Raw genomic sequence first — 14,000 nt, 5'->3', positions numbered from 1 at the left:
CCCCAAGGGGATCGATCTCTCGGCCTATTCGCAGGCCAAGCTCAATGCTGTAGCCAGGCGGCTCAATGAGCGTCCGCGAAAGACACTAGACTTCGATACACCGGCTGAGCGATTTCATCAATTCGTTGCATCGACGGGTTGAATCCGCAGACTGATTGCTGTCGTTCGCGATGCTGCTGGCTATGACTCAAAGGAGCAGGGCAACGCTTGACTATCCGCCTAGTTCACACGTTTCCAGACCGAAATCGGCACATCTCCGTTCGGTCGAGGTGTCACGCGATAACTTAGTACACCGTCTTTCAATTCGTAGCTCCGCTTCTGCTGCTCTCCCTCCCAATTGGGAAAAGAAGCGTTCTGGATGTGAAAGGTCAGGGTTCTTCCAGCCGGGTCGACGCTGATCGTACCGAAATGCGTGCTGGAACCCATGACGGCCGCTTCATATTCGGCCGGTGTTCCTGTTGCCTTGTCACCTGAGGCGAAACGGGGCCGTTCGGAGTTGAAAATCTGCAATGAATAGTGATTCTGGGCGTCGATCACCAGTTCCCCCTTTGGAGCGGGACCGAAGTCGCGCGCCCGTGAGCCATCGGGATGCTGGACATCAGCTGCCACAAGAATCCACGTTCCTGCCAGCGCCGGAGCAGTGGTGGCCGCATCGGCAGGTGCAACGGTTGCCAATAGCGTGCTCGCTGAGAAGATCATCCCCAGGAAGCCGCTATTAAGGATCGGGTGGACTTTCATACAGTGAACTTCTCCAGGCGTTGATTCTGAGACCTTGTGCGTATCAAGGCGTGACTGGCCCGCACACAGCCGGTGCATAAGCCACGAGAGGGTGCTATGGATGATAGTCTGATGGGCATGTAAGGAATGCGATAATTCAGCACCATGCCTTCAGAAAAACTGAACTATGCCTCTGCCGAACCTGGATATGGACGCTTTGCGAACGCTTCTGTTGACTCAACAGCTCGGGAGTTTGAATGGCGCTGCTGAACGGATAGGTCGTTCGCAATCGGCGGTCAGCCAGCAGATGCGCAAGCTTGAGGAACAGGTTGGCCAGCCTTTGTTTCGCAGACAAGGGAGAGGCTTGGTGTTGACTGAATCCGGCGATCTGATCCTTTCATACGCACGCCGTATTCTTGATCTCAATGATGAGGCGGCTCGGGCGGTTCGGGGGGCCAGTGTTGCGGGGGCTGTGCGTTTCGGCTTACCCGGAGATTTCGCGGAAACGTGGCTTCCGGAGGCGCTGGGACAATTCAAGAAAACTCATCCGGCGGTTCTCGTGGAGATCGCGGTTGATCGCAACGGTGTGTTGCTGGAGCGACTGGACAGGGGCGAGCTCGACCTCGTGCTTGTGATGGGCAATGAAAGCCGCCGGGATGCTGAACACATTGCAACGCTACAGATGGCATGGATCGGCCCGATCGGGATCGACGTGCGCCCGCACCATAAGGTTCCTCTCGAGCTGGCTCTGTACAACTCGCCCTGCTTTTTTCGTCGCGCTGGTATCGAGGCACTCGATAAGGCAAACATTTCGTGGAGATTGGCCTACACCACCTCCAGCCTTCAAAGTCTTTGGGCGGGAGTGACAGCAGGACTCGGCATCACATTGAGAACGGCGGCCGGATTGCCCGCGTCTCTCCGGCGACTCGATGCGAAGGACGGTCTGCCGCCGCTGCCGACAGTCGAACTTTGTCTACACGCCGGACAGCATGAGATGTCACCAGCCTTAGCCGAGCTGAAACGCGTTGTGATCGAGAGTGCCATTACCAATCTCAGCGTGTAGACGGGCGAATCCGACACGGAAACGTTGAGGGCTCTAACCAGATTTTTCGTGCCATCGCAAATCAACCCACCATTCTCGATTGCTCCCCGCGAACAGCGAAGCGCTATAGAGATGAGCTAACGGTGACACGAAGCATCGCCAACAACCGTCTCTTGCCGAAATCGGAGCGGACGGTCATGGATCGTGTCTGGGGGACTCAAACGGGTCGGCTACACCCGGTCGCGACCGGCGGCATCCGGCCACAATCGGACGTTCGACGCCGCTGCAGGAATCGTCGACAATCCTACCCACTAGGACGGACGACAATTTCAAGTGCAAGAAATCGATACGCAAATTGGCTTACTTAGCGTTGTGAACGAGCCCACGTACTCATTCAAGTCACAAGACAATGTGCGATCGTACGAGTTCGAGGCACTGCTCACGCGAGACACGCCTACATCTGTCCATGGGATAGCGCTGAACGGTAGCGGAATAATGGTCATTGGCGCAGGTGGAGGCTGCTCATCGGTGCATGATCACTCTGCGCTAGTGCTCGGCGACAAGCTTTACCTTGCGGTCGGCGATCACGTCGCCTGCCTCTCGCTTTCATCGCCCCGTCGGTTGGTATGGTCAACACAGGTCGATATGGCTACGTGCTTTGGTATCCACTGGGAAAGTGGTCGAGGTGCTCTCATTTCGCATGGGGAACTCGAGATCTCTCGCCTGTCATTAGAGGGAAACCTTATGTGGCAGGCATCTGGCGCCGACGTGTTCTCGGAAGGCTTTCGCTTGCTGCCAGCCCACATCGAAGCCGTGGATTTCAATCGAACGGTGTACCGGCTTGACTACGCGACCGGCGAAGCGCGCGATAGCTAACGGAATTCTAACGCTGGTTCCAAACGATCCTATGCGTCGTGCGGCGGCCATCAGCCGACGTTCGATCTTGCCGCCAAGATCGTCAACAACCTGCTCTACCGAAACGTCGAATGCTACCGACGGCGATGATCGCCGTCGGCAGGCCGCAATGCTAAGTGGCGTTACATCCTTCGCGCATTCACGTTATCTAACTAGTTCTTCCAGTCGGGACGTTAGAAGCTCGTATTTTCTTTCCGAAGTATCTGCCAATGCCTCATCGCGAGTGGATTGAGTGTCGTCATACGGTACCGGTTCGACAAACTGGCTCACCGTCAGATCCCACTTCTTTCCGTCGATGAGATTGTAGAAGTGCTTACCACCCGATGTTCGCGTAGTGAGAATCTGACCGCCGAAATAATCTTGGACGACAAGCGAGGTGACACTGCAGTGATTCTGCGCTGGATTCGATGGTGACCAAGCATCGGTCGGGCTTGACGTGTCTCCCGCCCAAACACGTGAAATTGCTCTGTACAAGTCGAGGGGTGTCGCAAAGGCTTTCGATACAGAAGTCATGTGATTTTGCTCTCTAGTTGAGCCGACGACCGATGGAGCACCCAAAAAAGACAAAAGCCCCGTCGTTGCCGGCGGGGCTTCGAAGCGCATGTCGCTGCGAATTTCTAGCGTATGCACGTCCCCAGCGGTAGTCCCGAATGGGAATGCGCATGATGGTGGGTCGCAACGGCGAAGGACGTGAAGGCTTGCATAGATAGTGAGTCTGCCTTCAGTTATTAAGTCCGTCAATGAATGTTTTATTGTTCTGCTTGCGTCCTGTATGGCCGCTTTCGAGCACAACGACTGGCAGCTCAGGGTCGACTACACCCGGTCGCGACCGGCGACTGCCCCCAGTTGATCCGGTTTCAGTCGACCGCAAAGCACTGGCCGCCATTCGCGTACGGCCGCGCGCCGGTCATTCACGTTTCACCGTAGAATGGCCGCTGCCCTAAGCTTCGGGCATTCGTTTCCCATGTCCTTCACGTTGCTGGTGATTAATGAAAGCTGAACGCATACTCGTTTTGGATATCGACGGCACGCTGACGGATTCAGTCGCAGTGCATCAGTCTGCGTTCCTGGCTGCGATGCAGGCCTTGAGGCTGCCTGCCCTCGACACTGACTGGGGGAGCTATCCACATCACACCGACACGGGAATCCTCGCACACGCGCTATCGTCCAACGGTTGGGGTCCGATGAGTGCATCGGCCGTTGCGTCGTTCGAGCAGGACGTGGATCGTCATTTTGTGGACGCGCTTTCCCGCCAAGAGCTCAGAGAAATCCGTGGAGCGGGCATATTCGTGCGGGAGGCTATGGCGTCAGGATGGGGAATCGTGTTCGCGACTGGGGGCGGGAGGCGTGTCAGCGAGCGGAAACTGAGGGCTGTCGGTATCCCATTTGACGACGACCTGCTTGTTACGGCGTCCGAGTATCCCTCGCGTACGGATCTTGTCGCTGCCGCCGTCGAGCGTGCTCGGCGACACTATAGCGTTGGAGCGGCTTGCCGTACCGTTTCAGTCGGAGACGGGCGCTGGGACCTTGAAGTGGCCGAATATCTCGGCCTCGAATTTGTTGGCATCGGCATTCCGCCAAAATCGGACGTCCTGACAACGCGCGGCGCTCTTGTCTTTCCGGATCTCGAGCAAGCATTGCCATTCTTGTCGAGCTGAGGGAAGCCGGCCAGACGTTGCGAGCCCATGAAAGTCACGTCTGCTTTCAGGGCAAAGGCGGTCGTTGGTGCTGACAGTGTTGAATGCCTGCTTCGGGTCGGCTACAGGCGGTCGCGACCGGCGGCATCCGGCCACTTTCAGACATCCGGAATCACCGCCTAGATCGTCATCAATCGGGCTTAGGTCAGCTTTTCGAATAATTGCCGCGATCGCTCCGATCAAGATACCGCCAAGGTGCCATCGTCGCCAACCCATATCACCGCCGGGATGCTGTAAAAGTAATCGAGCAGTAGCAGATCGTGCTCATGGCATGCGGCCTTCGGCCACCTGTCTCGGAGGTAAGAGATGATCTCGTCAGGCGAAGCGTGCCACTGGGCTTCGTGATCGTTGATCGTAAATCGAGGATTCGGATGTGCGGGCGAGACATAGCAATCCGCGCCCGGGGCAACGAACTTGATCCTTCCCGTCTGAAGAAGATGCTCGACGACTCGAAAGAATGCATCTCTATGGCTATGGAAGGCCATACCCGGTGAGTTGCCGCTGATCGCGCTGAAAAGACCCGTAATCCAAAGGCCAAACGAATCTTTCACGATTTTGTCGATTTGAGCGGAGTCATCCATGATAAAGCGGGATCGAAAGAAAGCTCGATAGGGGAAGGTAAGTCGTAGACCAAGTGTAATGTTGAATGGCCGCTTCCGGCAAACCGGACCGTCTCTTCAGGGTCGGGTTGCGACCGCCCGACGCGGCGCACACTCAATCTCCATTCTCTTGAAAGGAAATTGTCATGGAATCCGAGAGGGTCGTGGTTGTCCACCGCGTGCCGTGGAACAAGGGCACGCTGCACCGGGCAGAAGCAGCCGTTAAAGCTCCGGGAAATCTGGGCGATCCGGACGAGACTCCAGATGGCGTCGAACCTTCGCGAGCTCGCGATGTTCAATCTCGCAATTGATAGCAAGCTCCGAGCGTGCGACCTTACGCGGTTGCAGGTCCAGGATGTCCGTCACGGCAGCCATGTGGCGTCCAGGGCGACTGTCATGCAGCAGAAGACCCAGCGGCCGGTGCAATTCGAGATCACGGAACAGACCCGTGAGAGCCTCGAGGCATGGATCGAAGCGCGGGGACTGAAGGCGGCGGATTTTCTGTTCCCGAGCCGGGCGCATACGTCACCGCACCTGTCGACGCGGCAATATGCTCGGCTGGTACATCGCTGGATTGCATCGATTGGCCTGGACGACACCGCATACGGTACCCATACGACGCGCCGCACGAAAGCTTCGCTGATCTATCGGCGGACAAAGAACCTTCGAGCGGTGCAGTTGCTGCTCGGACATTCCAAGTTGGAGAGTACGGTGCGCTATCTCGGCATTGAGGTCGACGATGCCCTTGAGATGGCGGAGCAGACCGAGGTTTGACGGCGTCGCGGCCGGCGAGCGGTCGCTTGCCGGCCAACACAGGTCGTTCAACATGGGTGCCTGAATCGTCGACAATCTCAGAGTTCACTCAATTAGAGTTGGCCCAACCCTACCAGCATAGACCAGACGGATGACGGTCATTTAATCAAGGATTTCCCTGTTGATTTCAGCAGCGAAGCACGGGCATGACAAATCAACCCAAAAAAAATGAAAGCACAATGAAAAATATTGCAATATTTTTGAAATTAATAATGGCGCTCGGGCTGTCGACGTGGGCATTGAACGGCGCTGCATTCTTACCGGTCATGTATTCGAAGGCAATATCGATTCGCTTCGACGAGGGGAGCTTCGATCTATCAGCTGACGAGAAAGCTCGCTTGATCAAGCTTATTGAACACAAAGATGACTTTCTATCATTGAACGCTTTTCTCGTCATTGCACATGGAGACGAGGAGTCAAGCGAGGCAAATCGAGAGGCTCAGGCGATGCTTGCCGGTGCGCGGGCAAATTCGGTCAACAACTTCTATGCTGAGCACGCGGCACTTGAGTTCCATGAGCTAATTCACACGTTCACGGAGCCAATAACACACAAAAACGTTGCGAACGAAGCCGGTCGTGCGACCGTCTTGATCCAGGGATTCTGTCGGCCCGGAAATGATACGGTATGTAAAGAACATTGGCCTCCGAGCCAGACTATAGAGCGCGAATAGGCATCGATTGGTAGAGGAAGGTCAGAAGGAGTGTGTGGCGTAGGTCCAGGCGTAGGTTTGCGCCCGTGGCCTTATCAGAGAAGCCGCAGGTACTGCTGCATCGTTGGGGTGACGGGTGCAGGTGTTGCTGCGGGTTGCGTGCTCATGTGACCGGGAAAAGTTGCTTTGGCCGCCCGAGTTTACCAGTGGGCTGGACGGGATCGAAGTTCGCCATCCGGCCATGCGTTGGGGAGGCCAAGCGGCGGCATCCGGCCAGGAACGGTCGTTCGACACAGCTTTTTAGATCGTCGACAATCGGTGCAGATAAGGGCGTAGCCTTTAGCGGTTACCGTCGATCAGATCGTTCAGCAGCGCATCGAACGCGGCCTGTGCGTCTTCAAGTTCCTGCAGGGCGGCATCAAAGGTTTGCAGCGCGAACGGCGAAGGCTCGCCGCTGCCTTGCGGCGGAAATTGCTTCTGCATCGAGGCGAACGTACTCTGCACGCGCAGCGTGGCGGCCACCATGCGCTCCATCGCCTGGGTTTCTTCGGCTCGGGCCTGTTCCGGATTCATTCCACTCTCCTTGGATGGTTTTCTTGAGGACCAGATCGTACACGCTGTGTCCGTTCTTGCCGCCCTTGGCAGAACGACACCATTGAAGGTTCCAACGGCACGCTGCGCGAGAAGCGATTTAATCGGGAATGATTCCGCAGTCGCGCCGGGGCCAAGATACTCATCGAGCGTGGCTACAAAATCCCGCCGCAGGTCAACCTCAGGCCCGTTGTCGAATCCATCGAAGCCTTCCGCGCCTGCGGAAATGCAAACGCGTAGTCGACAATGGCAAATACGGCACAAATTTTTGAGTGGCCGCTTGTGAGGGGCGCGTGAAGGGCTGCCCGGAGGCGACTGCGGCCAAATGGCCCCCCCCCCCATTGAGCACGCCAAGATTCCCCTCCCGCCGTTACACGGAAAGAGACCCGCTCGACTCCACCCCCTCAAAAAATCGACCTCCCGGTATAAGTCGTCAACCACTCCAGCGCCAACGTCCCCGCCAGCGAATTCCCGTTCGCATCGAGCCCCGGCGCCCACACGCACACCGCCATCTCCCCAGGCAGCACCGCCACAATCCCGCCCCCGACACCGCTTTTCGCCGGCAGCCCGACGCGATACACGAAATCGCCGGCCGCATCGTAGGTGCCGCAGGTCAGCATCAGCGCCGACAGCCGTTTCGCGGAACTCGAATCGACGATCTGCTCGCCCGTCACCGGCGCGACGCCGCCGTTCGCGAGGAACAGCGCGGCGCGCGCGAGTTCCACGCAGTTCATCGTGATCGCACACTGCCGGCAATATGCATCGATCACCGTGTCGGGCGGCATCTGCATGTTGCCGAAGCTCGCCATGAAGTGCGCCATCGCGCGATTGCGTTCCGCGTGCTGCAGCTCCGACAGCGCGACGCGCGAATCGTAGTCGATGTCGGTCGCGCCGATCAGCCGCCGCACGAATTCCACGAGCGCCGTTTCGGCCTTCACGAAGCGGCGGCACAGCACGTCGGTGACGACCAGCGCGCCGGCGTTGATGAACGGATTGCGCGGCTTGCCGCGCTCGCTTTCGAGCTGGACCAGCGAATTGAACGCGTTGCCGGACGGCTCGCGGCCGACCCGTTCCCACAGCGCGTCACCCAGCAGCTGGAAGGCGAGCGTGCACGCGAACAGCTTCGAAATGCTCTGGATCGAAAAGCGCTCGTACGCGTCGCCGACGGTGCAAACGGCTCCGTCCAGCGTCACCACGGCCATCCCGAACTTGTCGGCGGGCACTTTCGCGAGTTCGGGAATGTAGTCTGCAACCCGCCCCTGGCCGATCCAGGGGGCGAGTTCGGTGTGGATGCGTTCGAGAATTGGTTGGTAATTCATCACGTCTGGCAGGGTAGGGGCGCGGTCCGGATTCCGGCGAGCCCGTATGGAACCGTCCCCACGCCGATTCGTCAAGCACGGGTGATGTCGCCCCGTTATTTTCAAGACCTCCAAACGGGCAACCGGCGGGCGCAGTATCATGCGGTACGTTTCGGCCAATGGCCGGCGTCCGGCATCGGCCGGCGCCGCCTCGGCTTCCCCGTTGAACCGACCGCTGCCCATGTCTTTTCGCATCCTGCTCGTCGAAGACGACACCCGCTTGTCCACGCTGATCGCTGGCTACCTGCGCAAGAACGACTACGACGTCGATACTGTGCTGCATGGTGACGCCGCGGTGCCGGCGATCCTGTCCCTTCGTCCCGATCTCGTCATCCTCGACGTGAACCTGCCAGGCAAGGACGGTTTCGAAATCTGCCGTGAAGCGCGCAAGCAGTACGATGGCGTGATCATCATGGTGACGGCCCGCGACGAGCCGTTCGACGAACTGCTCGGCCTCGAGTTCGGCGCGGACGACTACGTGCACAAGCCGGTCGAGCCGCGCATCCTGCTCGCGCGGATCAAGGCGCAGTTGCGCCGCGCGCCGGCGCGCGCGGTCGAGAGCACCGCACCGCAGCCCGAGCGCTACGCGTTCGGCAAGTTCTCGATCGACCGCACCGACCGCACGGTCGTGCTGCCCGACGGCAGCACGCCCGATCTGACGTCGGCCGAATTCGACCTGCTGTGGGCGCTGGTGTGCCATGCGGGCGAAGTCGTCAGCCGCGACGACCTGATGCTGCAGTTGCGCGGCGTCGAGTTCGACGGCCTCGACCGGACGATCGACGGGCGTATCTCGAAGCTGCGCCGCAAGCTGCGCGACGATGCGAGCAACCCGCAGCGCATCAAGACGATCCGCAGCAAGGGCTACCAATTCAGCAAGCACGCATGGGAATGACACTGCCTTCGCGCGACGCCGTCACGATCCTTGCGGGCGTTGCGCCGGCCGGCCGGGAGCCGCGATGATCCGACGCACCGGTTCGCACCCCGATGCACCGCCGCTGCCGACGCTGCGCTACGTCAAATGGCGCTGGCTGCATTTCCGCCGCGCGTGGACCGACACGCGCGCGGACCGCATCCCGAGCTGGTCGCGCCTGTACGTGCGCACCTATCTGCATCTGCTCGGGCTCGTGCTGCTGACCGCGCTCGTGCCGGCGCTCGCGCTGTGCGTCGAACTGTCGCCGCAGGTCGTGTGGCACGCGTTCGACCCGCTGCCGGGCGACATCTGGGTCGTGCTGGTATTCGTGTTCGCCGCGCCCGCGCTCGCGGCGTACCGCTGGATGCGGCCCGTGTGGTCGGATCTCGTGATGGTGCGCGAACGCGCGATCGATTTCACGGGCGGGCGCTTCAATACACGCGCGCGCGAATCGCACAGCGTGATCATCGGTCCGCTCGCACGGACGCTGAACGCACTCGCGATGCGCATGGAGCGGCTGATCGCCGCGCAGCGCGATCTCACGAACGGCATCTCGCACGAGTTGCGTACGCCGCTCGCGCGCGTGCGTTTCGCGCTCGAAATGCTGCGCGAGCCCGGCTCCGCGGCGGAATACCACGGGGCGCTCGAAAGCATCGCGCAAGACGTGACCGAGCTCGAGGAGCTGATCGACATGAGCCTCACGTATGCGCGGCTCGAATACAGCTCGCTGCAGTCGAATCTCGAGATGACGGCGCCCGTTGCATGGTTCGAGCACCAGATCAGCGACGCCCAGTTGCTGTATCCGGAGCGCGCGATCGAATCGCGCATCGCGATCGCGTCGGACCTGCGCGTGAAGATGGACCGGCGCCTGATGTCGTACGCGATGCGCAACCTGCTGCGCAATGCCAGCAAGTACGCGAAATCGCAGATCGTCGTCGGGATCTCGCTCGTGCACGGCAACATCGAAATCTTCGTCGAGGACGACGGCCCCGGCGTGCCGGAGAGCGAGCGCGAGCGGATCTTCGACGCGTTCGTGCGCCTCGACCGCCGCACCGGCGGCTACGGGCTCGGCCTGTCGATCACGCGGCAGGTGCTCCACGCCCACAACGGGCGGATCGCGGTGGTCGATCCGGTCGAACTCGGCGGCGCGCGCTTCGAGATCAGCTGGCCGGTCTAGCCGGACGCCGCGCGAGGTCCTCCCTCGCCGCGCCGGCCTTGCCCGGCCATTCCTGTCCTGTCGTGCCTTTCCCGCCGCACCTTCCCCGTACCGATTTCGTCACCGGCGCAATCGCATGAGGATTCGTTTGCCGCGCGTGCGCGCTTTGCATTACGATTGCAATTGCAACTATCTGGGCGGGCCGCGCCGTGAACGCCGAGGCGGGCAGCCCGCGATGCAGCAACGCAGCAGCGAAGCCGGGGCCGCCATGCGTGCCGCCCCTTTGTTCATGCCTTTCAGCACGGGTCATCCATCATGCGGTTATTGAATATCGTGTCTTCTCCCCGCGGCGCCAGGTCGGCGTCGGTTGCTGTCGCCAACGCGTTCGTCGATGCGTATCGCGATGCGGGCGCGCCGGTCGACGTCGATACGCTGAACGTCTGGGAAGAGGATTTGCCGGACTTCGGCAGCGACGCGATCGGCGCAAAGTACAAGGGCGTCGCCAACGCGCCGATGGATGAGGCCGAACAGTCGGTCTGGCGGCGGATCCAGTCGCTCGTGACGCGGTTTCAGGAAGCGGACCGGATCGTCGTCGGCGTGCCGATGTGGAATTTCGGCTATCCGTACAAGCTGAAGCAGCTGATCGATCTCGTCAGCCAGCGGAACATGTTGTTTACCTTCGACGGCAACGCCTACGGCCCGCTGCTGAAGATTCCGCGCGCGCTCGTCATTCATGTGCGCGGGCAAAGCCGGGAAACCGGCGCGGGCGCCGACAATCCGGGGTTTCGGCACCAGGCCGACTACCTCGAATTCTGGCTGAAGTTCATCGGCGTGCAGGAGGTCAGAAGCCTGACCGTCGAACACACGTGGAATGCGATGGCCAGCGACAGCATCGGGCGGGCGCGGGCGCGGGCGGTCGCGATGGCGGCGGATTTCTGATCCGCCGGCGCGGCGCGACGGATGCGCGGATGCCGCCGAAGCGGCATCCGCATGCACTCAGTAGGTACGGCCGAGCTGCAGGTAGAAGTTGCGCCGGCCGCTCGGGGCGAGCGCGACGCCCATGTACACGGGGCCGAACGACGTCGAAAGGCTCACGAAGAACGTATAGCTCTGCTTGAGGGCGCCGCCGCCGACCTTCACGCCGCTCGACCAGACGTTGCCGACTTCCGCGCTGGCGCCGACCGACAGGGCCTTGACCGGCGATGCGTTGAACGACATCAGCTGGTTCATGTAGGTCACGTTCCCGTACGCGAGTTCGTTGCCGTTCAACTGGTCGGCCGCGTAGGCGGCCAGGTGCTGGAAGCCGCCGAGCGTGAAGTTGAACGCATTGATCAGGTTGGTGCCGCCGATGCTCTTGCCGCCCTCGATCGTCGCGCTGATGCTGTGCCGGCCGAACTGCTGCGCGACCATCGCCTTGCCGTAGATCTCCGTGTACGGCGTGTTGGAGATGTTGTCGGCGAAGTCCTGTGCCGACTGGCTGTTGTTCGATATGAGCGAGCGTTCGACGCGCAGGTCGGCGTAGTAGCCCCGGCGCGGGAACATCGGATCGTCGAGCTGATCGATGACGAGCCGCGCGCGGGCCGTCAGCGCCTGCGACGTGAAGCTCGGCCACAGCAGCGTCTGGCCGCCGTCGTCGAGGCCGAACGGCAGGTTGTAGGTCGGCGTGCCATGCCCGGCCGAATAACCGATACCGATCCGGAAATCGCCGAGCCGCGCGATCGGCAGGCCGAAATCGATCCCGACGCGGGTCGTCTGCATCTGGTACTGCGTCAGCTTCACGTCGCCGCTGTCGTCGTACAGGTTCGCGTAGCGGCGCTGGTACTCGGCGTAGGGCGACAGGTAGAAGCCGTAGGTCGACGACAGCGGCTGGCGCAACTCGACGCGCGCCGACTGCAGGTCGCTGCCGATCGTCGTATCCGCACGGAATTCAAGCCCCGATTCGGTGAGCCACGGCCGCCGGTAGCCGACGTGCAGGCGGAAGCCGCCTTCGTCGGTCGAACTGCTCGACAGGCCGAGCCCGAACAGCAGGAAGTTCGGTCCCCAGTATTTTTCACGCGCGTTGATCTCGAGCACGTTGTCGTCGCCGTGGCTCACGATCTGCTGCGTGACGCTCTCGAAGTTGCCGCCCGTCGTCAGCCCGAGCAGGTCCTGGCTGACCTCCTTCGGATCGTAGATGTCGCCGGGCTTCACGTGCAGCGCGTTGCTGACGACCCGCTTCGGCACGCCGCCGGAGGTCTGGATGGCGATGCGCGTGATCCGGATCGGCGGCGGCAGCGGCTGTGCGTGCGCGGACCGGTAGACGGCGTAATCCTCAGGGGAAAGCGCGAATTGCCTGAGCCGCGGCAGCGCCGCGGTGGCGGCGGCCGCGCCGGCGGCGATCGCCTGCTTCGCGTTCTGGAAATCGGTGAACGCGAGCGAGCCGAGGTCCGGCGTGAGCAGCACGTCCTGTGCGTCGAGCTGCTTGCGCTGGGCGGTCACGTTCTGGCGGATCAGGATGCCGACCATCTGCTGCATCACGTCGGCGGGCGACGCGAGCGCATCGAGCGGGCGCAGTTGCGAACCGATGTCGACGGCGATCACGACGTTCGAGCCCATCTGCCGCACGGTGTCGACGGGCAGGTTGCTGACGAGGCCGCCATCCACAAGCGCGCGCCCGTTGATCTCGGCCGGTGCGAACAGGCCGGGCATCGCCATGCTCGCGCGGATCGCGAGCGGCAGCGAGCCGTGGTCGAGCACCACCATCTGGCCCGTCTGCAGATCGGTCGCGACCGCGCGGTACGGGATCGGCAGGCGGTCGAACGGCTGGTTGGTCGGCACGGCGGCCGTCCAGTCCGCGAGCAGCGCCTGCAGCCGGTTGCCCTGCACGAGGCCGACCGGCGCCTTCACGCCTTTCTTGCCGAAGCCGAGCGTCAGCCCGTTGATGTACAGGCGTTCGTCCTCCCGGCTGGTTTGCGGCAGGTCCGCGCGGTCCGTCACGTCGAACGCGATATCCGCGAGGTCGACCTCCGACAGCCGCTTCTGCATCTCGCCGGCGGCCATCCCGCTCGCATACAGGCCGCCGACCACGGCGCCCATGCTGGTGGCCGCGATGCAGTCGATCGGAATCCGGTTGTCCTCCAGCACCTTCAGGACCCCGAGGTGTGCGTAGCCGCGCGCGCCGCCGCCGGACAGCACGAGGCCGACCGACGGCCGGCCGGCCGGGCCGCCGTCGGCCTTGCAGGACTGGACGGGCTCGACAGCCGGCGCGCTTGCGGCGGCGATCGGGGCGGCGGCGGGTTGGGCGGCCGGCAGCGGTTGTGCGGCGGCCGTGCAGCACCAGAAGGCGACGAGCGTCGTGCAAAGCGGGCGCACCCGCGCCCAGCGGAGGAAAACGTTCGCTGTCATGGAGGACATACCTGGCGTGATCGGGCGTCTGAAGCCTGCCGGGAGCAGGCAAGACCGAGAGATTACCGTGTTTTACAGAGGTAATGCGAGCGGTCGTTGCGTAGCCAGACGCGCGCCGAACGGCATTTTTGACAATTGAGTCGCGAAAAAATCATCGGAATTGCCTAA

Annotated in this window: 13 protein-coding genes and 2 pseudogenes; 9 read left to right on the top strand and 6 right to left on the bottom strand. The window is 61.4% G+C overall.

The annotated features are described in order from the left end of the window. Positions 1-142 (top strand): annotated as a pseudogene (locus GQ57_RS42045) (IS30 family transposase); the annotation flags it as partial. Between the two features lie 77 nt (positions 143-219). Here GQ57_RS42045 and GQ57_RS40085 read toward each other — a convergent pair. Next, complete coding sequence (locus tag GQ57_RS40085; RefSeq protein ID WP_081896762.1) at positions 220-738, bottom strand: lipocalin-like domain-containing protein; 519 nt, start codon at positions 736-738, stop codon at positions 220-222. 166 nt (positions 739-904) lie between these two features. Between GQ57_RS40085 and GQ57_RS24370 the strand changes: the two genes are divergently transcribed. Continuing rightward, complete coding sequence (locus tag GQ57_RS24370; protein WP_034199263.1) at positions 905-1,780, top strand: LysR substrate-binding domain-containing protein; 876 nt, start codon at positions 905-907, stop codon at positions 1,778-1,780. Between the two features lie 312 nt (positions 1,781-2,092). Continuing rightward, the gene (locus GQ57_RS24365) at positions 2,093-2,635 is read left to right on the top strand and encodes a hypothetical protein (protein ID WP_034199262.1); all 543 of its coding nucleotides are present in this window, start codon (positions 2,093-2,095) and stop codon (positions 2,633-2,635) included. 183 nt (positions 2,636-2,818) lie between these two features. On the opposite strand, the gene GQ57_RS40080 is transcribed toward GQ57_RS24365, so the two are convergent. Continuing rightward, positions 2,819-3,277: a YunG family protein gene (locus tag GQ57_RS40080; RefSeq protein WP_235215123.1), complete on the bottom strand. Its 459-nt coding sequence runs from the start codon at positions 3,275-3,277 to the stop codon at positions 2,819-2,821. 386 nt (positions 3,278-3,663) lie between these two features. On the opposite strand from GQ57_RS40080, the gene GQ57_RS24360 reads away from it, so the two are divergent. Next, a complete protein-coding gene (locus tag GQ57_RS24360) occupies positions 3,664-4,332 on the top strand; it encodes an HAD family hydrolase (RefSeq protein ID WP_031398825.1) in 669 nt (222 codons plus the stop codon). A 218-nt stretch (positions 4,333-4,550) separates the two neighbouring features. Here GQ57_RS24360 and GQ57_RS24355 read toward each other — a convergent pair whose 3' ends face one another. Further along, complete coding sequence (locus GQ57_RS24355) at positions 4,551-4,952, bottom strand: hypothetical protein (RefSeq protein ID WP_031398826.1); 402 nt, start codon at positions 4,950-4,952, stop codon at positions 4,551-4,553. 164 nt (positions 4,953-5,116) lie between these two features. On the opposite strand from GQ57_RS24355, the pseudogene GQ57_RS24350 reads away from it, so the two are divergent. After that, positions 5,117-5,744: pseudogene (locus GQ57_RS24350) on the top strand (tyrosine-type recombinase/integrase). 185 nt (positions 5,745-5,929) lie between these two features. Next, the gene (locus tag GQ57_RS42040) at positions 5,930-6,454 is read left to right on the top strand and encodes a hypothetical protein (RefSeq protein WP_152603343.1); all 525 of its coding nucleotides are present in this window, start codon (positions 5,930-5,932) and stop codon (positions 6,452-6,454) included. 318 nt (positions 6,455-6,772) lie between these two features. On the opposite strand, the gene GQ57_RS24345 is transcribed toward GQ57_RS42040, so the two are convergent. Both GQ57_RS24345 and GQ57_RS24340 read right to left on the bottom strand, forming a co-directional pair. Further along, entirely contained in the window at positions 6,773-7,006 is a 234-nt protein-coding gene (locus GQ57_RS24345) for a hypothetical protein (RefSeq protein WP_011549124.1), read from the bottom strand. A gap of 422 nt (positions 7,007-7,428) precedes the next feature. Beyond that, positions 7,429-8,343 carry a glutaminase gene (locus tag GQ57_RS24340; protein WP_031398827.1) on the bottom strand — a complete coding sequence of 305 codons (915 nt, stop codon included), beginning with the start codon at positions 8,341-8,343 and terminating at the stop codon, positions 7,429-7,431. A gap of 220 nt (positions 8,344-8,563) precedes the next feature. On the opposite strand from GQ57_RS24340, the gene GQ57_RS24335 reads away from it, so the two are divergent. The 3 genes from GQ57_RS24335 (at position 8,564) to GQ57_RS24325 (ending at position 11,387) form a co-directional block, all read left to right on the top strand. Then, on the top strand, positions 8,564-9,274 hold the full coding sequence (locus GQ57_RS24335; RefSeq protein ID WP_031398828.1) for a response regulator: 711 nt from the start codon (positions 8,564-8,566) through the stop codon (positions 9,272-9,274). Between the two features lie 64 nt (positions 9,275-9,338). After that, positions 9,339-10,469: an ATP-binding protein gene (locus GQ57_RS24330; protein ID WP_031398829.1), complete on the top strand. Its 1,131-nt coding sequence runs from the start codon at positions 9,339-9,341 to the stop codon at positions 10,467-10,469. Between the two features lie 294 nt (positions 10,470-10,763). Beyond that, entirely contained in the window at positions 10,764-11,387 is a 624-nt protein-coding gene (locus tag GQ57_RS24325) for an FMN-dependent NADH-azoreductase (protein ID WP_031398830.1), read from the top strand. Positions 11,388-11,444: 57 nt separating this feature from the next. Here GQ57_RS24325 and GQ57_RS24320 read toward each other — a convergent pair whose 3' ends face one another. Continuing rightward, positions 11,445-13,832, bottom strand: coding sequence for a patatin-like phospholipase family protein (locus GQ57_RS24320; RefSeq protein ID WP_034199261.1), 2,388 nt, complete (start codon positions 13,830-13,832; stop codon positions 11,445-11,447). Positions 13,833-14,000: the final 168 nt, after the last annotated feature.

The organism is Burkholderia sp. MSh2, assembly GCF_000731655.1.
Lineage (GTDB): Bacteria > Pseudomonadota > Gammaproteobacteria > Burkholderiales > Burkholderiaceae > Burkholderia > Burkholderia paludis.
The sequence above is the reverse complement of the archived record's forward strand: the minus strand, read 5'-3'. Positions and strand labels throughout refer to the sequence as shown.